Annotated in this window: 20 protein-coding genes; 16 read left to right on the forward strand and 4 right to left on the reverse strand. The window is 60.6% G+C overall.

The window, feature by feature from the left end:
* The 16 genes from KGA81_RS00545 to KGA81_RS00620 all read left to right on the forward strand — a co-directional run bounded on the left by KGA81_RS00545 (position 1) and on the right by KGA81_RS00620 (position 14,358).
* Positions 1 to 198 (forward strand): cbb3-type cytochrome oxidase subunit 3, encoded by a 198-nt coding sequence (locus KGA81_RS00545; RefSeq protein WP_223544122.1) that lies wholly within the window; start codon positions 1 to 3, stop codon positions 196 to 198.
* Positions 195 to 1,148, forward strand: coding sequence for a cytochrome-c oxidase, cbb3-type subunit III (gene ccoP, locus KGA81_RS00550; RefSeq protein WP_223544123.1), 954 nt, complete (start codon positions 195 to 197; stop codon positions 1,146 to 1,148). The genes KGA81_RS00545 and ccoP (KGA81_RS00550) overlap by 4 nt, the downstream gene beginning before the upstream one ends.
* Positions 1,149 to 1,630: 482 nt before the next feature.
* Positions 1,631 to 3,073: a cytochrome-c oxidase, cbb3-type subunit I gene (ccoN, locus tag KGA81_RS00555; protein WP_218431397.1), complete on the forward strand. Its 1,443-nt coding sequence runs from the start codon at positions 1,631 to 1,633 to the stop codon at positions 3,071 to 3,073.
* Complete coding sequence (gene ccoO / locus KGA81_RS00560; protein WP_018925301.1) at positions 3,073 to 3,681, forward strand: cytochrome-c oxidase, cbb3-type subunit II; 609 nt, start codon at positions 3,073 to 3,075, stop codon at positions 3,679 to 3,681. Before ccoN ends, ccoO begins: the two co-directional genes overlap by 1 nt.
* Positions 3,682 to 3,686: 5 nt before the next feature.
* Entirely contained in the window at positions 3,687 to 3,872 is a 186-nt protein-coding gene (locus KGA81_RS00565; protein WP_003175465.1) for a CcoQ/FixQ family Cbb3-type cytochrome c oxidase assembly chaperone, read from the forward strand.
* Positions 3,869 to 4,846: a cytochrome-c oxidase, cbb3-type subunit III gene (gene ccoP, locus KGA81_RS00570; RefSeq protein WP_223544124.1), complete on the forward strand. Its 978-nt coding sequence runs from the start codon at positions 3,869 to 3,871 to the stop codon at positions 4,844 to 4,846. The genes KGA81_RS00565 and ccoP (KGA81_RS00570) overlap by 4 nt, the downstream gene beginning before the upstream one ends.
* Positions 4,847 to 5,023: 177 nt before the next feature.
* Entirely contained in the window at positions 5,024 to 5,278 is a 255-nt protein-coding gene (locus KGA81_RS00575; protein WP_223544367.1) for a type II toxin-antitoxin system Phd/YefM family antitoxin, read from the forward strand.
* Positions 5,278 to 5,688 (forward strand): type II toxin-antitoxin system VapC family toxin, encoded by a 411-nt coding sequence (locus tag KGA81_RS00580; protein ID WP_223544125.1) that lies wholly within the window; start codon positions 5,278 to 5,280, stop codon positions 5,686 to 5,688. The genes KGA81_RS00575 and KGA81_RS00580 overlap by 1 nt, the downstream gene beginning before the upstream one ends.
* 205 nt (positions 5,689 to 5,893) lie before the next feature.
* On the forward strand, positions 5,894 to 7,309 hold the full coding sequence (ccoG, locus tag KGA81_RS00585; RefSeq protein ID WP_223544126.1) for a cytochrome c oxidase accessory protein CcoG: 1,416 nt from the start codon (positions 5,894 to 5,896) through the stop codon (positions 7,307 to 7,309).
* 11 nt (positions 7,310 to 7,320) lie between these two features.
* Positions 7,321 to 7,860: a FixH family protein gene (locus KGA81_RS00590; RefSeq protein WP_223544127.1), complete on the forward strand. Its 540-nt coding sequence runs from the start codon at positions 7,321 to 7,323 to the stop codon at positions 7,858 to 7,860.
* Between the two features lie 109 nt (positions 7,861 to 7,969).
* Positions 7,970 to 10,420 carry a heavy metal translocating P-type ATPase gene (locus KGA81_RS00595; protein WP_223544128.1) on the forward strand — a complete coding sequence of 817 codons (2,451 nt, stop codon included), beginning with the start codon at positions 7,970 to 7,972 and terminating at the stop codon, positions 10,418 to 10,420.
* A 22-nt stretch (positions 10,421 to 10,442) separates the two neighbouring features.
* Entirely contained in the window at positions 10,443 to 10,661 is a 219-nt protein-coding gene (ccoS, locus tag KGA81_RS00600; protein ID WP_223544129.1) for a cbb3-type cytochrome oxidase assembly protein CcoS, read from the forward strand.
* Positions 10,654 to 11,337 carry a sulfite exporter TauE/SafE family protein gene (locus KGA81_RS00605; RefSeq protein WP_223544130.1) on the forward strand — a complete coding sequence of 228 codons (684 nt, stop codon included), beginning with the start codon at positions 10,654 to 10,656 and terminating at the stop codon, positions 11,335 to 11,337. The genes ccoS and KGA81_RS00605 overlap by 8 nt, the downstream gene beginning before the upstream one ends.
* Before the next feature lie 185 nt (positions 11,338 to 11,522).
* Entirely contained in the window at positions 11,523 to 12,905 is a 1,383-nt protein-coding gene (gene hemN, locus KGA81_RS00610) for an oxygen-independent coproporphyrinogen III oxidase (protein WP_223544368.1), read from the forward strand.
* Between the two features lie 90 nt (positions 12,906 to 12,995).
* Positions 12,996 to 13,730, forward strand: coding sequence for a fumarate/nitrate reduction transcriptional regulator Fnr (gene fnr, locus KGA81_RS00615; RefSeq protein ID WP_046041331.1), 735 nt, complete (start codon positions 12,996 to 12,998; stop codon positions 13,728 to 13,730).
* Positions 13,731 to 13,809: 79 nt separating this feature from the next.
* Positions 13,810 to 14,358, forward strand: coding sequence for an adenine phosphoribosyltransferase (locus KGA81_RS00620; protein WP_223544131.1), 549 nt, complete (start codon positions 13,810 to 13,812; stop codon positions 14,356 to 14,358).
* Positions 14,359 to 14,519: 161 nt separating this feature from the next.
* On the opposite strand, the gene KGA81_RS00625 is transcribed toward KGA81_RS00620, so the two are convergent.
* From KGA81_RS00625 to KGA81_RS00640, 4 genes are all read right to left on the reverse strand, one after another.
* Positions 14,520 to 15,668 (reverse strand): acyl-CoA dehydrogenase family protein, encoded by a 1,149-nt coding sequence (locus tag KGA81_RS00625; RefSeq protein ID WP_223544132.1) that lies wholly within the window; start codon positions 15,666 to 15,668, stop codon positions 14,520 to 14,522.
* A 180-nt stretch (positions 15,669 to 15,848) separates the two neighbouring features.
* Entirely contained in the window at positions 15,849 to 16,451 is a 603-nt protein-coding gene (gene recR / locus KGA81_RS00630; RefSeq protein WP_223544133.1) for a recombination mediator RecR, read from the reverse strand.
* A 79-nt stretch (positions 16,452 to 16,530) separates the two neighbouring features.
* Positions 16,531 to 17,565: an NADP-dependent oxidoreductase gene (locus KGA81_RS00635; RefSeq protein WP_223544134.1), complete on the reverse strand. Its 1,035-nt coding sequence runs from the start codon at positions 17,563 to 17,565 to the stop codon at positions 16,531 to 16,533.
* 272 nt (positions 17,566 to 17,837) lie between these two features.
* Positions 17,838 to 18,176, reverse strand: a complete 339-nt coding sequence (locus KGA81_RS00640) for a YbaB/EbfC family nucleoid-associated protein (protein WP_007971455.1) — start codon at positions 18,174 to 18,176, stop codon at positions 17,838 to 17,840.
* Positions 18,177 to 18,222 lie beyond the last annotated feature (46 nt).

Genomic DNA, 18,222 nt, shown 5'->3' on the forward strand with positions numbered 1-18,222 from the left:
ATGGACTTAGAACTGAGCACTGGAATGATCCGCGGCCTGGGCACGGTCGTGGTGTTCGTGGCCTTCGTCGGCCTGACGCTATGGGTGTTCAACGGCAAGCGCGGCCCGGAATTCGCCGAAGCACGCCTGCTGCCGTTCGCCGACGAGCCACAACCCGACATCACTGAAGAACCTGTCACAAGGAGTACCCGCCCATGACCACCTTCTGGAGTACGTGGATCTGCGTACTGACCATCGGCAGCCTGATCGGCCTGACCTGGCTGCTGATCGGCACTCGCAAGGGGGAAACCAAGGGCAGTGTCGACCAGACCATGGGGCACAGCTTCGACGGCATCGAGGAATACGACAACCCGTTGCCGCAATGGTGGTTCATGCTGTTCGCCGGCACGCTGGTGTTTGCCGTCGGCTACCTGATCCTCTATCCGGGCCTGGGCAACTGGAAAGGCATCCTCCCCGGCTACGAAAACGGTTGGACCGGGGCGCACGAATGGGAAAAGGAAATGGCCAAGGCTGACGCGAAGTTCGGGCCGATCTTCGCCAAATTCGCGGCGATGCCCGTGGAAGAAGTGGCCAAGGATCCGCAAGCGCTGAAAATGGGCGGCCGCCTGTTTGCCTCCAACTGCTCGGTGTGCCACGGCTCGGACGCCAAGGGTGCATTCGGCTTCCCCAACCTGACCGACAGCGACTGGCGCTGGGGCGGCAATGCAGAAACCATCAAGACCACCATCATGGGTGGCCGGATGGCGATGATGCCGGCCTGGGGTGAAGTCCTGGGGGAAGACGGTGTGAAGAACGTCGCCGCGTATGTGCGTCATGGCCTGGCCAAGCTGCCGTTGCCTGCCGACAGCAAAGCCGACCTGCAGGCCGGACAGCAAGCGTTCAGCACCACCTGCGTCGCCTGTCATGGGGCAAACGGCCAGGGCACTGAAGCGATGGGCGCACCGAACCTGACGCACCCGACCGGCTTCATCTACGGGACGAGCCTGACGCAGCTTGAACAGACGATCCGGCATGGTCGCCAGGGCCATATGCCGGCGCAGAACGAACTGCTCGGCAACGATAAAGTGCAATTGCTCGCCGCGTATGTGTACAGCCTGTCCCACGGTTTGAATACCGAGCGCTTACAGGCTGAAGACAACCGCAAATAAATCCCGAGCGCTCTGCTGCCGCATTCTCCCGGATGCGGCAGTTCCCTGCCCCTTTGCGACTCATTGTCGCACCCTCTTTGACTCTTCCTTTCCGATCCCTGGATTCGGGTCTAAGCTTCCCCCGATGCGGACTGGCCGGTGCCGGTTCCAGGTCGACCCTGAACGATGTGTTCGACGAATCTGCCCGATGACAGGCCGCAAAGGCTGGTAGATACCGGCTGTCGCACCAATTGCCTTCGGTCAGCCAAACGTTGCGTTTGAACACACTCCGTTACATCCGACCTGACCCCCTCGCCTGATCAGTTCGCCGGGACGTTTTGCCCGTGGGCAATTTTGTCCTTACGCGGCGCATGGAAAGGCCGCAGAATCAGCTTTTGAAAGCATTGACCCAGGTCATGGCGCGTTGCAATGACCCCTTGCTTTCTCCATACTTGCGGCCGATTTTTAATCCTAATAAAACACCCAAACCGTGGAACCTTAGAATGAGCACAGCAATCAGTCCGACTGCTTATAACTATAAGGTAGTCCGCCAGTTCGCCATCATGACGGTGGTCTGGGGGATCCTTGGCATGGGGCTCGGTGTCTTCATCGCCTCACAACTGGTCTGGCCGGAGTTGAACTTCGGTCTGCCATGGACGAGCTTTGGACGCCTGCGCCCGTTGCACACCAACCTGGTGATTTTCGCCTTCGGTGGATGTGCACTGTTTGCCACTTCTTATTACGTCGTGCAGCGAACCTGCCAAACGCGACTGATTTCCGACAGCCTCGCCGCCTTTACCTTCTGGGGATGGCAAGCGGTGATCGTCGGCGCGATCGTGACCTTGCCGCTGGGTTACACCACCACCAAGGAATACGCGGAACTGGAATGGCCCCTGGCTATTCTGCTGGCCATTGTCTGGGTCACCTACGGTCTGGTGTTCTTCGGCACCATCACCAAGCGCAAGACCAAGCACATCTATGTGGGTAACTGGTTCTACGGCGCATTCATCGTCGTGACCGCGATGCTGCACATCGTCAACCACATGTCCCTGCCGGTCAGCCTGTTCAAGTCCTACTCGGCCTACTCGGGCGCGACGGACGCGATGATCCAGTGGTGGTACGGCCACAACGCCGTGGGCTTCTTCCTCACCACCGGCTTCCTGGGCATGATGTACTACTTCGTGCCGAAACAGGCCGAGCGTCCGATCTACTCCTATCGCTTGTCGATCGTGCACTTCTGGGCGCTGATCACCCTGTACATCTGGGCAGGTCCTCACCACTTGCACTACACCGCGCTGCCGGACTGGGCTCAGTCCCTGGGCATGGCGATGTCGATCATCCTGCTCGCGCCGAGCTGGGGCGGCATGATCAACGGCATGATGACCCTGTCGGGCGCCTGGCATAAGCTGCGCACCGACCCGATCCTGCGCTTCCTGGTCGTCTCCCTGGCGTTCTACGGCATGTCGACCTTCGAAGGCCCGATGATGGCCATCAAGACCGTCAACTCGCTGTCGCACTACACCGACTGGACCATCGGCCACGTACACGCAGGCGCCTTGGGCTGGGTTGCGATGATCTCGATCGGCGCCATCTACCACATGATCCCGAAACTGTTCGGTCGTGCGCAGATGCACAGCACCGCCCTGATCAACACCCACTTCTGGCTCGCGACCATCGGTACCGTTCTGTACATCGCCTCGATGTGGGTCAACGGCATCACCCAGGGCCTGATGTGGCGCGCCATCAACGACGACGGCACCCTCACCTACTCGTTCGTCGAAGCGCTGCAAGCCAGCCACCCGGGCTTCATCGTTCGCGCCCTGGGCGGTGCGTTCTTCGCCACCGGCATGCTGTTCATGGCCTACAACGTATGGCGTACCGTACGCGCCTCGAACCCGGCTGAAGCCGAAGCCGCCGCCAAGATTGCCGTAGTTGGAGCTCACTGATGAAGCATGAAGCAGTCGAGAAGAATATTGGCCTGCTGGCCTTCTTCATGGTCATTGCCGTCAGCATCGGCGGCCTGACCCAGATCGTTCCGCTGTTTTTCCAGGACGTGACCAACAAGCCGGTCGAGGGCATGAAGCCCCGCACCGCCCTGGAACTGGAAGGCCGGGACATTTATATCGCCAACGGTTGTGTCGGCTGCCACTCGCAGATGATCCGTCCGTTCCGTGCCGAGACCGAACGCTACGGCCACTACTCGGTCGCCGGTGAAAGCGTCTGGGACCACCCGTTCCTGTGGGGTTCCAAGCGTACCGGTCCGGACCTGGCCCGTGTCGGCGGTCGTTACTCCGATGACTGGCAGCGTGCGCACTTGTACAACCCGCGCAACGTCGTGCCTGAGTCGAAAATGCCGGCCTACCCGTTCCTCGTGGAAAACAAGCTCGACGGCAAAGATACCGCCAAAAAAATGGAAGTCTTGCGCACGCTCGGCGTCCCTTACACCGACGAAGACATCGCCGGCGCCAAGGATGCTGTGAAGGGCAAAACCGAAATGGACGCGCTGGTGGCCTATCTGCAAGGCCTGGGCACCATCATCAAAAGCAAACGGTGAATTGGATGGATATCGGGATGATTCGTGGCCTGGGCACCGTTGTTGTAATGGTGGCCTTCATCGGACTGGCACTGTGGGTGTTCAGTCCCAAGCGCAAGTCGGAGTTTGAAGACGCGACCCTGCTGCCTTTCGCGGATGATCCCGAAGCCATCAAGCACGTCGAGCAAGCTTCTAGGAGTAACAAAGAATGACTACATTCTGGAGTCTGTACGTCACAGTCCTCAGTCTCGGTACGATCTTTTCCCTGACCTGGCTGCTGCTGTCGACCCGCAAGGGCCAGCGCACCGAGCAGACAGACGAGACGGTCGGGCACTCTTTCGACGGGATTGCGGAGTATGACAACCCGCTGCCGAAATGGTGGTTCATGCTGTTCGTGGGCACCATCATCTTCGCACTGGGCTACCTGGTGCTGTATCCGGGCCTGGGTAACTGGAAAGGCCTGCTGCCGGGTTACGGCTACCTCGACAACGAGAAGCAGACTGCGTTCGCCAACGGCCAGACCGGCTGGACCGGCGTTCACGAGTGGGAAAAGGAAATGGCCAGGTCGGACGCCAGGTTCGGTCCGATCTTCGCCAAGTTCGCTGCCATGCCTATCGAGGAAGTGGCCAAGGACCCGCAAGCGCTGAAGATGGGTGGCCGTCTGTTCGCCTCCAACTGCTCGGTTTGCCACGGTTCCGACGCCAAGGGCGCCTATGGCTTCCCTAACCTGACCGACGCCGACTGGCGCTGGGGCGGCGAGCCGCAAACCATCAAGACCACCATCATGGGCGGCCGTCATGCCGTGATGCCTGCGTGGGCTGAAGTGATCGGCGAGCAAGGCGTGGCCGACGTAGCCTCGTTTGTCCTGACCAACCTCGATGGCCGCAAGCTGCCGGAAGGCACCAAGGCCGACCCGGTTGCCGGGCAGAAACTGTTCGCCACCAACTGCGTGGCGTGCCACGGTCCGGAAGGCAAAGGCACGCCAGCGATGGGCGCACCGGACCTGACTCACCCGGCCGCGTTCATCTACGGTTCGAGCTTCGCTCAATTGCAACAGACCATCCGTTACGGCCGTCAGGGCCAGATGCCTGCGCAAGAGGCGATGCAGGGTAACGACAAGGTTCACCTGCTGGCCGCTTACGTCTACAGCCTGTCTCACGGTGAGAAGGCAGCGGACGCCCAGTAAGGCAAACGCTCGAAGCAACAAAAAACGGCCCCGCCAATGTGAATTGGCGGGGCCGTTTTGTTTAAAGCGGACTCCGGGTTTCGACCGATGGTCATGCCCGACACCTTCTGCGAGGTTGTCGAATGCCCCGCATAGTAGTAACGTTTCTACAAAGCTATTTCAGGAGGGCCAACCATGATGGCCATCACCACGATTTCCAGCCGCGAATTCAACCAGGACACAAGTGGTGCCAAAAAAGCCACACGTCAGGGGCCTGTTTTCATCACTGACCGGGGCAAACCGGCCCATGTGCTGCTAAGCATTGAGGACTACCAAAAACTGACTGGCACTAACGCCGACATCGTCGAACTTCTGGTGATGCCGGACGCAGCCGATATCGAATTCGAAACCGAGCGTGCCGTGATCAAACATCGCCCTGTGGATCTGTCCTGATGTTTCTACTCGACACCAACGTAATTTCTGAACTACGCAAACCCCAGGCTGACGCGAACGTCGTTGCGTGGGCCAAAAGTGTCATCGCTCCACGCATGTTCATTTCGGCTATTACCTTGAAGGAACTTGAGACAGGCGTTCTACGAATGGAGCGTCAGGATCCCGTCCAAGGGAAAGTCTTGCGCACTTGGTTGAAGCATCACGTCATGCCAGCCTTCGACGCCCGAATCCTTCCGGTCGATGCCGCCGTAGCGATTCGCTGCGCCAGTCTGCATGTCCCCGACAGAGCCAATGAAAGCGATGCCTTGATTGCGGCCACGGCGCTGGTTCATGGTTTGACGGTGGTCACACGCAATGTCACAGACTTTCAGTCCAGCGGCGTACAACTGATCAACCCATGGGCCGAATGACCGGCGACATGCGTAAAAAAGTCCATAATTCCCAAGTCAATTGATTCAAGTCATTACACCATCAAATGAATTTGCCAAACGTGACCAAAGGTCGCACCCGCAGGCTAGAGCGACAGGCGTATCATTGAGCCACTGCAACACCCCTTTTTGACCGCGGTCGGCACGTACTGACCGAGGCACTTTTCCACTGCCGTGGGATGCAATGATGAGCAACCAGATTCCGGTACACGACGTCACTCCACCTGCCAAGAGCGCGAACAACAGCGTCGACCTCTACGCCTCTCGAGAAAAGATCTACACCCGCGCCTTCACCGGCCTGTTCCGCAATCTGCGGATGACCGGCGGCGCCCTGTTGTTCCTGCTGTACTTCGGTACGGTGTGGTTGAACTGGGGCGGTCATCAGGCCGTCTGGTGGAACCTGCCGGAGCGCAAGTTCTTCATATTCGGCGCCACCTTCTGGCCCCAGGACTTCATTCTGCTGTCCGGCATGCTGATCATTGCCGCGTTCGGCCTGTTCTTCATCACCGTGTACGCCGGACGGGTCTGGTGCGGCTATACCTGCCCGCAAAGCGTCTGGACCTGGATCTTCATGTGGTGCGAAAAAGTCACCGAAGGTGACCGCAACCAACGCATCAAGCTCGACAAGGCGTCGATGAGCGCCAACAAGTTCCTGCGCAAGTTCAGCAAGCACACCCTGTGGCTGTTGATCGGTTTCGTCACCGGCATGACTTTCGTCGGTTACTTCTCGCCGATCCGCGAACTGGTGTTCGACTTCTTCACCGGCCAGGCGGATGGCTGGTCGTACTTCTGGGTCGGCTTCTTCACCCTCGCCACTTACGGCAACGCCGGCTGGTTGCGCGAACAGGTGTGCATCTACATGTGCCCGTATGCACGCTTCCAGAGCGTGATGTTCGACAAGGACACCCTGATCGTTTCCTACGACCCGCGCCGCGGCGAAAGCCGTGGCCCGCGTAAAAAAGGCGTCGACTACAAGGCTCAGGGCCTGGGTGACTGCATCGACTGCACCATGTGCGTCCAGGTCTGTCCGACCGGTATCGACATCCGTGACGGCCTGCAAATCGAATGCATCGGTTGCGCCGCCTGCATCGATGCCTGCGACGCCATCATGGACAAGATGGAATACCCGCGCGGGCTGATCAGCTACACCACCGAACACAACCTGTCCGGGCAGAAAACCCATAAACTGCGCCCGCGCCTGATCGGCTATGCCGTGGTGCTGCTGGCGATGATCAGCTTGCTGGCGACGGCATTCTTCATGCGTGCACTGGTGGGTTTCGATGTCAGCAAGGACCGCGTGCTCTACCGCGAGAACGCCGAAGGCCGGATCGAAAACGTCTACAGCCTGAAAATCATGAACAAGGACCAGCGCGACCATACCTACGTGCTCGAAGCCTCTGGCCTGCCGGATCTCAAATTGCAGGGCCGGCGCGAGATCAAGGTCGCGGCCGGCGAGATCGTCAGCCAGCCTGCCGAACTGTCCGTCGCGCCGGAAAAACTGCCGTCGAGCACCAACGAGGTGAATTTCATCCTCAAGGATGCCGATGACGACAGCGTCCATATCGAAGCCAAGAGCCGGTTCATCGGCCCACAAATTCGTTGAGAGAACTGAACATGCCCGCAGCAACTGCCGCAAGCCCCTGGTACAAGCACCTTTGGCCGTGGATCATCATCGGGATCCTCGCCTGCTCGGTGGCCTTGACCTTGTCCATGGTGACCATCGCGGTGAACAACCCGGACAACCTGGTCAACGACAATTACTACGAGGCTGGCAAAGGCATCAACCGCTCCCTCGACCGTGAGCTGCTGGCCCAGACCCTGAAAATGCGCGCCAGCGTTCATCTCGACGGCGTGACCGGCGAGGTTGACCTGCGCCTGAGCGGCGAGAGCCAGCCCAAGACCCTGGAGCTGAACCTGATCTCGCCGACCCAGCCGGAAAAGGATCGCAAGATCACCCTGGCCCGCAGCGAAACCGAACAGGGCCGCTACATTGGCCAGTTGAGCGACAAGATCGAAGGTCGGCGTTTTATCGAGTTGCTCGGCACCCAGGACGACCACACCTGGCGCATGTTCGAAGAAGAAATGGTCAGCCATGACAAGGATCTGCTGCTCGGTGATGAGCCGCTGCAAGGTGCCGAAGACCTGAAGAATTAATGTTTGCGCTTCGCGCTTCGCTGGCAAGCCAGCTCCTACGCAGATTCGTGTGATCCTGTAGGAGCTGGCTTGCCAGCGAAGAGGCCCATTCAGACACCATAGATTGCCCATGACCACCCCACTCCCCTGCTACCACTGCGCCCTGCCTGTCCCGACCGGCAGTCGCTTCACCGCCGTCGTGCTCGGGGAGTCCCGCGAATTCTGCTGCCCGGGTTGCCAGGCCGTGGCCGAGGCCATCGTCGCCGGCGGCCTGGGAAGCTACTACCAGCACCGCAGCGAAGCCTCGGCCAACCCTGAAGCGCTGCCGGTGCAACAGGTGGACGAACTGGTGCTGTACGACCGCGCCGATGTGCAGAAACCCTTCGTTCGCCACGAAGGCGAACTCGCCGAAATCACACTATTGATGGAAGGCATCAGTTGCGCGGCCTGCGGCTGGCTGATCGAAAAACACCTGCGCACCTTGCCAGCCGTGGCCGAAGCACGCCTGAACCTGTCCAACCATCGCCTGCACCTACGCTGGGCCGATGGGCAATTACCCCTGAGCCAGGTCCTCGGCGAACTGCGCCAGATCGGTTACGCCGCACACCCGTATCAGGCCGACCACGCCTGCGAACAACTGGCCAGTGAAAACCGCCTGGCCTTGCGCCAGCTCGGGGTGGCCGGGCTGCTGTGGTTCCAGGCGATGATGGCAACCATGGCCACCTGGCCTGAATTCAACATCGATCTCAGCCCTGAAATGCACACCATCCTGCGCTGGGTCGCACTGTTCCTTACCACTCCGATCGTGTTCTACAGCTGCGCGCCGTTCTTCAAGGGCGCCATGCGCGATTTGCGCACGCGCCACCTGACCATGGACGTTTCGGTGTCGCTGGCCATCGGCAGTGCCTACATCGCCGGGATCTGGACGTCCATCACCGGGGTCGGCGAACTGTATTTCGATGCCGTCGGCATGTTTGCCCTGTTCCTGCTGGCCGGGCGTTATCTGGAGCGGCGCGCCCGCGAGCGCACGGCCGCCGCCACCGCGCAGCTGGTGAATCTGCTGCCTGCCTCGTGCCTGCGATTGACACCCGACGGCCAGAGCGAACGCATTCTGCTCAGCGAACTGCGTGTCGGCGATCAAGTGCTGGTTCATCCGGGCGCCATCCTTCCGGCTGACGGCAAGATCCTCGACGGTCAGTCGAGTGTCGACGAGTCGCTGCTGACCGGCGAGTACCTGCCGCAACCCCACACCCTCGGCGATGCAGTCACCGCCGGCACCCTGAACGTCGAAGGCGCACTGACCGTCGAGGTTCAGGCCCTGGGCCAGGACACTCGCCTCTCGGCCATCGTTCGCCTGCTCGAGCGCGCCCAGGCCGAGAAGCCGCGGCTGGCGGAAATCGCCGACCGCGCCGCGCAATGGTTCCTGCTGTTGTCGCTGATTGCTGCTGCGGCCATTGGCTTGTTGTGGTGGGAACTGGACTCATCGCGGGCCTTCTGGATTGTGTTGGCGATGCTGGTAGCGACTTGCCCCTGCGCGTTGTCGCTGGCCACACCGACCGCCCTCACCGCCGCCACCGGCACGCTGCACAAACTAGGATTGTTGTTGACTCGCGGCCACGTGCTCGAAGGTCTCAATCAAATCGACACAGTGATTTTCGACAAGACCGGCACCCTCACCGAAGGGCGACTGGCGCTGCGTTCGATCCGCCCCCTCGGCGCGCTCGACAGCGATCAATGCCTGGGCCTCGCCGCCGCCCTGGAAAACCGCTCCGAACATCCGATCGCCCGCGCTTTCGGTCGTGCGCCGATGGCAGCCGAAGAGGTCCACAGCACACCGGGCCTTGGCCTGGAGGGTCTGGTCGAAGGGCGACGCCTGCGCATCGGCCAACCGCGTTTCGTCTGCGAACTCAGCGGTGCCGAGGCTCTGTCGATGCCCGAAGAAGCTGGCCAATGGCTACTGCTCGGCGACAGCCAGGGGCCGCTGGCCTGGCTCGTCCTCGATGATCGCTTGCGTGCCGATGCGCCTATGCTGCTGGCCGCATGCAAGGCGCGTGGCTGGCGCACGCTGCTGTTGTCCGGCGACAGCTCGCCGATGGTCGCCAGTGTGGCGGCGGAACTGGGCATCGATGAAGCCCGTGGCGGTTTACGCCCGGACGACAAACTGCAGGTCCTGCAACAGTTGCACAAGGAAGGTCGCAAAGTATTGATGCTGGGGGACGGGGTCAACGACGTGCCGGTGCTGGCGGCGGCGGATATCAGCGTCGCCATGGGCTCGGCCACGGACCTGGCGAAGACCAGTGCCGACGCCGTGCTGTTGTCCAACCGCCTCGACGCGCTGGTGCAAGCCTTCAGCCTGGCGCGGCGCACCCGCCGGGTCATTATCGAAAACTTGCTGTGGGCAGGGCTGTACAATGGCCTCATGCTGCCCTTCGCCGCCCTCGGCTGGATCACTCCGGTCTGGGCGGCGGTGGGCATGTCGATCAGTTCGTTGACCGTGGTGTTGAACGCGCTGCGCCTGACTCGAATGCCGAGCGCGCCCGCCCCAGGCACCACGCCAGAAACCCGCCCGCTGCCGACCTGAGCCGCGCGGGCATGGAGTCCAGATGCCAGCTCTCTACGTGATGATTCCCGCTGCGCTGCTGATCGTGGCCATCGCCGTCTATATCTTCTTCTGGGCGGTCGACAGCGGTCAGTACGACGACCTCGACGGCCCGGCCCACAGCATCCTGTTCGACGACCAGGACCCGAACCACACCGCCGCCGTCGATGAAGCCAGCGGCCCACCGGCCAAACCGCAAGACAAGGCGCCACCCCATGCTTGAGTTGGCGCCCCTGCTGGTGTCTGCGGTGATCCTCGGCCTGCTCGGCGGCGGACATTGCCTGGGCATGTGCGGCGGCTTGATGGGCGCGTTTACCCTGGCGATCCCCAAGGAACAACGCAGCCGCCGCTTTCGCCTGCTGCTGGCCTACAACCTGGGACGGATTCTGAGTTATGCCTGCGCCGGACTGCTGATCGGCCTGGCCGGATGGGCCGTGGCCAGCAGCCCTGCGGCGATGTTCCTGCGTATCCTCGCCGGATTGTTGCTGATTGCCATGGGCCTGTACCTGGCGGGCTGGTGGAGCGGCCTGACCCGTATCGAAAGCCTCGGTCGAGGCCTGTGGCGGCACATCCAGCCAGTCGCCAACCGGTTGCTGCCGGTATCGAGCGTACCGCGTGCGCTGCTGTTGGGCGCGCTCTGGGGCTGGCTGCCGTGCGGCCTGGTCTACAGCACCCTGCTGTGGTCGGCCAGTCAGGGCAACGCGCTGGACAGTGCATTGTTGATGCTCGCATTCGGGCTCGGCACCTGGCCGGTGCTGTTGGCGACAGGCCTTGCCGCCGAAAGGGTGACGGCATTGTTGCGCAAGCGCAGCGTGCGGATGGCAGGCGGATTGCTGGTGATGCTGTTCGGCATCTGGACGCTGCCGGGGCCCCATCAGCATTGGCTGATGGGGCATTAAAAAAAGCAAAGATCAAAAGATCGCAGCCTTCGGCAGCTCCTACATGGATTGGCGTACACCTGTAGGAGCTGCCGAAGGCTGCGATCTTTTGATCTTGACACCCTTTGATGCAAATCAAGATGCCCCACCCCGCCCTCGCATAAAGTGGCTGACACTGCCAGCCTATCCGGGGGAATGCCCGCATGATGCTCGACGCCATTCGTTGGGACACTGATCTGATCCGCCGTTATGACCTGGCGGGACCCCGCTACACCTCGTACCCGACCGCCGTACAATTCAACAGCCAGGTCGGCACCTTTGACCTGCTTCATGCCCTGCGCGACAGCCGCAAGGCTCAACGCCCGTTGTCGCTGTACGTGCACGTGCCGTTCTGCGCGAACATTTGCTATTACTGCGCCTGCAATAAAGTCATCACCAAGGATCGCGGTCGGGCGCAGCCGTATTTGCAGCGCCTGGAACAGGAAGTCCAGTTGATCGCCTGCCACCTCGACCCCACGCAGAAAGTCGAGCAACTGCACTTCGGCGGAGGCACGCCGACCTTTCTCAGCCACGACGAACTGCGCCAGTTGATGGCGCATTTGCGCAAACACTTCAATTTGCTGGACGACGACTCCGGCGACTACGGCATCGAGATCGACCCGCGCGAGGCCGACTGGTCGACCATGGGCCTGCTGCGCGAACTGGGCTTCAATCGGGTCAGCATCGGTGTGCAAGACCTCGATCCGGAGGTTCAGCGAGCGGTCAATCGCCTGCAAAGCCTGGAAGAAACCCGCGCGGTGATCGACGCCGCCCGCACCTTGCAGTTTCGCTCGATCAACATCGACCTGATCTACGGCCTGCCGAGACAGACGCCGGAGAATTTCGCTCGCACTGTCGAAGAGGTCATCCACCTGCAACCGGACCGGTTATCGGTGTTCAACTACGCCCACCTGCCGGAACGCTTCATGCCGCAGCGGCGCATCGACAGCAATGAACTGCCGACGCCAGCGCAGAAACTGGAAATGCTGCAGCGCACCATCGAGCAACTGATCAGCGCCGGCTACCGCTACATTGGCATGGACCACTTCGCCCTGCCCGACGATGAACTGGCGATTGCCCAGGAAGAATCGACCCTGCAACGCAATTTCCAGGGCTACACAACCCACGGTCATTGCGACTTGATCGGCCTCGGCGTCTCGGCGATCAGCCAGATCGGCGACCTGTATTGCCAGAACAGCAGTGACCTGACCGGGTATCAGAATGCCCTTGCGTCTATGCAACTGGCCACCAGCCGTGGCCTGCTGTGTAATGCCGATGACCGCCTGCGCCGCGCGGTCATCCAGCAATTGATCTGCAATTTCAGCCTGGAGTTTTCCGACATCGAACAGGCCTTCAACGTCGACTTCCAAGGATACTTCGGTGATCTCTGGCCCCAACTGCAAGACATGGCCAAAGACGGGCTGATCGAACTCGATCACGACAGGATCACCATCCTCCCCGCCGGGCGACTGTTGGTGCGCTCGGTGTGCATGGTATTCGACGCGTACCTGGAACAACACAGTCGCCAGCGCTTTTCACGGGTAATCTAATTCTGCAAGCAAGCGCCTCAGACTGGCCTCGATATCCTATGGTGAGTTACCCTTACGTCTCATGTGTGAATTCCCACAAGGATTGAAGAAATGTCCGAGCCAGTAAAACTGCGCGCTCATAACCAAGCCCATTGCAAGGATTGCAGCCTGGCCCCTCTTTGCCTGCCACTTTCGCTGAATCTGGAAGACATGGATGCGCTGGACGAAATCGTCAAACGTGGCCGGCCGCTGAAAAAAGGCGAGTTTCTGTTCCGTCAGGGCGATACCTTCGATTCTGTTTACGCAGTCCGTTCCGGCGCCCTCAAGACTTTCAGCCTGAGCGATACCGGTGAAGAACAGCTCACCGGTTTCCACCTGCCCAGCGAACTGGTCGGTCTGTCGGGCATGGACACCGAAAAGCACCCGGTATCGGCACAAGCCCTGGAAACCACTTCGGTGTGTGAAATCCCCTTTGAGCGCCTCGACGAACTGGCCCTGCAATTGCCGCAGTTGCGCCGTCAGTTGATGCGGGTGATGAGTCGCGAAATCCGTGACGACCAGCAGATGATGCTGCTGTTGTCGAAAAAGACCGCCGACGAACGCATCGCCACCTTCCTGGTCAACCTCTCGGCACGTTTCCGCGCCCGGGGTTTTTCCGCCAATCAGTTCCGCCTGAGCATGTCGCGTAACGAAATCGGCAACTACCTGGGCCTGGCAGTGGAAACCGTGTCCCGCGTCTTCACGCGCTTCCAGCAAAACGAACTGATCGCGGCAGAAGGCAAGGAAATCCGCATTATCGACCCGATCCAGCTTTGCGCCCTGGCCGGCGGTTCCCTGGAAGGCTGAACAAACCGTCGCGGCTGCGCGAAACGGTTCAGCCGCCGTTATACTGAGTCGTTTGCAGCCCTACCAGGACACCACGACGATGGTTTTCGACTCCTTCGACATCAAATCCCTCATCCGCCCTGTCATCGACTTCCCGAAACCGGGAGTGATCTTTCGCGACATCACCCCGCTGTTCCAGTCGCCCACGGCCCTGCGCCTGGTGATGGACAGCTTCGCCCACCGTTACGTCGAGGCGGACTTCACCCACGTCGGCGCAATGGACGCTCGTGGCTTCCTGATCGGTTCGGTACTGGCCTATCAGTTGAACAAGCCGCTGGTGCTGTTTCGCAAGCAAGGCAAACTGCCGGCTGAGGTGCTGGCCGAGGGCTATGCGACCGAATACGGCGAAGCCTTCCTGGAAGTGCACGCCGACAGCCTGTGCGAGGGGGACTCGGTGGTGATGTTCGATGACCTGATCGCGACCGGCGGCACCCTGATTGCCGCCGCCAACCTGATCCGTCGCATGGGCGCGCGGGTGCATGAGGCGGCGGCGATTATCGATCTGCCGGAACTGGGTGGCTCGCAACGCCTGGAAGACATGGGTATTCCTACCTTCTGCCTGACGCAGTTTGCCCTTTCCGATAAGTAAGCGGCGCCTGTCAGACCGCCATCGTCGGATCGCCGCCCGGAGCAAGCTCGCTCCCACAGTGTTCTTTGTCATGCACAAAATTTGTGTGCGCTGTAGATCCCTGTGGGAGCGGGCTTGCCCGCGATGGCGTCAGCGGCAGCACCACTAAACTCAAGATCGGTTCAAAGCCCCATCTGCTTGCCGATGATCTCGTTCATCACTTCCCGCGTCCCGCCGCCAATCGACAGGATCCGATTGTCGCGGTACAGCCGTTCCACCAGGCTCTCGCGCATATAACCCAGCCCACCGAGTATCTGCACCGCATCGGTGACGATCCGGTCTGCCGTATCCGTCGCAAAATTCTTGGCCATGGAAATTTCCTTGATCACACTCTGCCCCGCCGCCATCTTCGCGGCCTGGCGGTAAGTGAACTCCCGAGAGACCTCCAGCGCGGTCGCCATCTCGGCGAGACGATGCCTGATAACCTGAAACTTGCCGATCGGTTTGCCAAAGGCTTCGCGCTGGCGCGCCCACTTCAGGCTCTCCTCCAGCGCCAGTTGTGCGGTCATGTTGGCCATCAATGCCAGGGCCAGGCGCTCACTCTGGAAATTGCCCATGATGCAGGCAAAGCCCATGTTCTGGGTGCCGATCAGATTGCCTGCGGGCACCTGGCAATCATCGAAGAACAATTCGGCCGTGTCTGACGCCCACCAGCCCATTTTCTTCAGCTGCCGCCCTACGGTGAAACCGGGCGTGCCCTTCTCGATCAATAACAGGCTGATGCCCGCGAAACCCGGCTCGCCCGTTCGCACCGCGACGGTATAGAAATCCGCGCGCACACCGCTGGTAATAAAGGTCTTGCTGCCACTGACCCGGTAGACATCGCCGTCGCGCACGGCACGGGTTTGCAGGTTGGCGACGTCGGAGCCGCCGCTGGGCTCGGTGATAGCCAGGGCGCTGATCTTCTCTCCCGACAGCACCTGCGGCAGCACACGATCACGCACTTCGGGACGGGCCCACTTGAGAATGGGCGGCAAGCCGATATCCAGTGAGCCCAGGCCGGCAACCAACCCGCCTGAGCCGCAGCGCATCAACTCTTCACTGGCGGCCACCTTGGCGAACAGATCCCCTTCGTGGCTGCCTCCGTAAGCCTGCGGATAACCAATGCCGAGAATCCCCGCCGCGCCGGCCTTGAGGTAGAGTTCGCGAGGAAAGCTTTCGGCTTCTTCCCACTGCTCGATATCAGGAAGAATCTCGCGCTCGACGAAACGTCTGACGCTGTCACGGACCAATTGGTGGTTGGGGTCGAAGTATTCCTGAAAGGCAGACATCGGCGAGCTCCACTGAAGGGGTCAGTGAAGTTAACCGAGCGCTTGCTTGGTTTTCAACAGGATTGTGAAACCGCATCGCCTGCATCGCGAGCAAGCTCGCTCCCACATTGGTTTTGTGCACGCCGCAATACCCTGTGGGAGCGAGCTTGCTCGCGATGGCGTCAGCCCAAACAACTCAAATCACAGAGAAATCGGCTTGCGCCCGGCAAACGAATGCGCCAGCGTCCCGCCATCCACCAGCTCCAGCTCGCCACCAAGCGGCACGCCATGGGCGATACGCGAGGCGATCAGGCCTTTGTTGCTGAGCAATTGGGCGATGTAGTGCGCGGTGGCTTCGCCTTCCACGGTCGGGTTGGTGGCCAGGATGACTTCGGTGAACGTGCCGGCCTCTTCGATCCGTGCCATCAATTGCGGAATGCCGATGGCTTCCGGCCCCAGGCCGTCGAGCGGCGAAAGATGTCCCTTGAGCACGAAATAGCGCCCACGGAAACCGGTCTGCTCCACTGCATAGACATCCATCGGACCCTCCACCACGCAGAGCAAGGTGTCGTCGCGACGGGTATCGGCGCATTGCGGGCACAGATCATCTTCGGTCAGCGTACGGCACAAGCGGCAGTGACCGACCCCTTCCATGGCCTGGCTCAGGGCCAGCGCCAGTCGTGAGCCGCCATTGCGATCACGCTCGAGCAACTGCAACGCCATGCGCTGGGCGGTTTTCTGACCCACACCGGGCAAAATTCGCAGGGCGTCGATCAGTTGGCGAATCAAAGGGCTGAAGCTCATGGTGGAAAAGTCCGACAAAACAACGAGACGCGGTTTATACCCGCGCCTCGGTTGAGCGTCAAATTGCAGCGTCAATTACTCAGTCCCGGGAAACCCGAACCACCAATTTGCCGAAGTTGCGCCCCTCCAGCATACCGATGAACGCATCTGGAGCCTGCTCCAGGCCATCGACCACGTCTTCGCGGAACTTCACCTTGCCATCGCGCACCCAGGGCGCCATGGCACTGAGAAACTCCGGCTGGCGATCACCATAGTCATCGAACACGATGAAGCCCTGGATGCGCACCCGCTTGGTCAACAGGGTGCGCTGCAACAGTGGCAGGCGATCCGGCCCGCTCGGCGCTTCATAGGCGTTATAGGAGGCAATCAGGCCGCAGAGTGGAATTCGTGCCTTGGGATTGAGCAACGGCACCACGGCGTCGAATACCTTGCCGCCGACGTTTTCATAATAAATGTCGATGCCCTTGGGGCAGGCCTGCGCCAGCTCGTCAGCAAAATCCGGACTCCTGTGGTCAACGCAGGCATCGAAACCCAACTCGTCGACGACATAGCGGCACTTTTTTGCGCCACCGGCCACACCGACCACGTGCAGGCCCTTGATCTTCGCCACCTGGCCGACCACCGAACCCACCGCCCCGGACGCCGCTGCAACCACCAGGGTCTCGCCGGCTTTCGGCTGGCCGATGTCCATCAGGCCCATGTACGCGGTCATGCCCGGCATCCCCAGCACCCCAAGGGCCATTGAAGGACTGGACAGGCCGTTGGGCACCGGGATGATGCCGCGCCCGTCATTGATGCTGTGGCTTTGCCAACCGGTGGCACCGACCACCAGATCACCTTCCTGAAACTTCGGATTGAGCGAACGCTCGACCCGGCTGACAGCGCCGCCGGTCATGACTTCGCCGATTTCCACCGGTGCTGCGTAGGACGGTGCATCACTCATGCGTCCGCGCATGTAAGGATCGAGCGACAGGAAAACGGTCTTGAGCAGCACCTGACCTTCGGCCAGATCCGGCAGCGCCACCCGTTCCATGCGAAAGTTTTCCGGCGTTGGCGCGCCTACCGGGCGAGAGGCCAGGACAATGCGTTGATTGAGGGGCATGGGGTCGGACATGGCAGCGTCTCCTGTGATCGATGGGGCTCGGTGATATAGGGAGCAGACCTTTGTGGCGGTATGGCGTTCGATGTTTATTCAGCAAGACCGAGGCGAGATTATCGCCGGCAAGCCAGCTCCTACAGGGTTCTATGTCGCCCGAAAATTCTCTGTAGGAGCTGGCTTGCCAGCGAAGGCTATTTCATAGGCACTACATGCCTGTCCGCCAGAAACAAAAATGCCAGGCGCAATGCCTGGCACTTTTTGTAACTCATCTGCCGCCTGAAGGCGAATCAGAATGGCAGTTTCATGCCCGGCGGCAGTTGCATGCCGGCAGTCATGCTGCCCATCTTGTCCTGGCTGTTGGCCTCGATCTTGCGCACGGCATCGTTGACCGCGGATGCGATGACCGCTTCGAGCATTTCCTTGTCGTCTTCGCTCATGCCTTCAACCAGGCTTGGGTCGATGGTCACGCTCTTGACGTCATGACGACCGGTCATCACCACGGTGACCATATCGCCACCGGCTTTACCGGTGACTTCGGCGTTGGCCAGCTCTTCCTGCATCTTGGCCATTTTTTCCTGCATCTGCTGCGCCTGCTTCATCAGGCCGGCCATGCCACCTTTCATCATGGTAATCACCTCAAAAGTACTTGGATCAAAACAGCGTCCGGCCCAT

Source organism: Pseudomonas sp. A-B-19, from assembly GCF_019947515.1.
In the GTDB taxonomy this organism is placed as follows: domain Bacteria; phylum Pseudomonadota; class Gammaproteobacteria; order Pseudomonadales; family Pseudomonadaceae; genus Aquipseudomonas.

Excerpts from the sequence above, each read along its gene's own strand:
- KGA81_RS00605 (WP_223544130.1), top strand. The coding sequence starts at position 10,654 with ATGCTTGAGTTGGCGCCCCTGCTGGTGTCTGCGGTGATCCTCGGCCTG.
- KGA81_RS00565 (WP_003175465.1), top strand. The coding sequence starts at position 3,687 with ATGGATATCGGGATGATTCGTGGCCTGGGCACCGTTGTTGTAATGGTG.
- KGA81_RS00545 (WP_223544122.1), top strand. The coding sequence starts at position 1 with ATGGACTTAGAACTGAGCACTGGAATGATCCGCGGCCTGGGCACGGTC.
- ccoO (WP_018925301.1), top strand. The coding sequence starts at position 3,073 with ATGAAGCATGAAGCAGTCGAGAAGAATATTGGCCTGCTGGCCTTCTTC.
- recR (WP_223544133.1), bottom strand. The coding sequence starts at position 16,451 with ATGAGCTTCAGCCCTTTGATTCGCCAACTGATCGACGCCCTGCGAATT.
- KGA81_RS00640 (WP_007971455.1), bottom strand. The coding sequence starts at position 18,176 with ATGATGAAAGGTGGCATGGCCGGCCTGATGAAGCAGGCGCAGCAGATG.
- ccoP (WP_223544123.1), top strand. The coding sequence starts at position 195 with ATGACCACCTTCTGGAGTACGTGGATCTGCGTACTGACCATCGGCAGC.
- KGA81_RS00595 (WP_223544128.1), top strand. The coding sequence starts at position 7,970 with ATGACCACCCCACTCCCCTGCTACCACTGCGCCCTGCCTGTCCCGACC.
- KGA81_RS00575 (WP_223544367.1), top strand. The coding sequence starts at position 5,024 with ATGGCCATCACCACGATTTCCAGCCGCGAATTCAACCAGGACACAAGT.
- KGA81_RS00580 (WP_223544125.1), top strand. The coding sequence starts at position 5,278 with ATGTTTCTACTCGACACCAACGTAATTTCTGAACTACGCAAACCCCAG.
- ccoP (WP_223544124.1), top strand. The coding sequence starts at position 3,869 with ATGACTACATTCTGGAGTCTGTACGTCACAGTCCTCAGTCTCGGTACG.
- ccoN (WP_218431397.1), top strand. The coding sequence starts at position 1,631 with ATGAGCACAGCAATCAGTCCGACTGCTTATAACTATAAGGTAGTCCGC.
- ccoS (WP_223544129.1), top strand. The coding sequence starts at position 10,443 with ATGCCAGCTCTCTACGTGATGATTCCCGCTGCGCTGCTGATCGTGGCC.
- KGA81_RS00635 (WP_223544134.1), bottom strand. The coding sequence starts at position 17,565 with ATGTCCGACCCCATGCCCCTCAATCAACGCATTGTCCTGGCCTCTCGC.
- KGA81_RS00620 (WP_223544131.1), top strand. The coding sequence starts at position 13,810 with ATGGTTTTCGACTCCTTCGACATCAAATCCCTCATCCGCCCTGTCATC.
- hemN (WP_223544368.1), top strand. The coding sequence starts at position 11,523 with ATGCTCGACGCCATTCGTTGGGACACTGATCTGATCCGCCGTTATGAC.
- fnr (WP_046041331.1), top strand. The coding sequence starts at position 12,996 with ATGTCCGAGCCAGTAAAACTGCGCGCTCATAACCAAGCCCATTGCAAG.
- ccoG (WP_223544126.1), top strand. The coding sequence starts at position 5,894 with ATGAGCAACCAGATTCCGGTACACGACGTCACTCCACCTGCCAAGAGC.
- KGA81_RS00590 (WP_223544127.1), top strand. The coding sequence starts at position 7,321 with ATGCCCGCAGCAACTGCCGCAAGCCCCTGGTACAAGCACCTTTGGCCG.
- KGA81_RS00625 (WP_223544132.1), bottom strand. The coding sequence starts at position 15,668 with ATGTCTGCCTTTCAGGAATACTTCGACCCCAACCACCAATTGGTCCGT.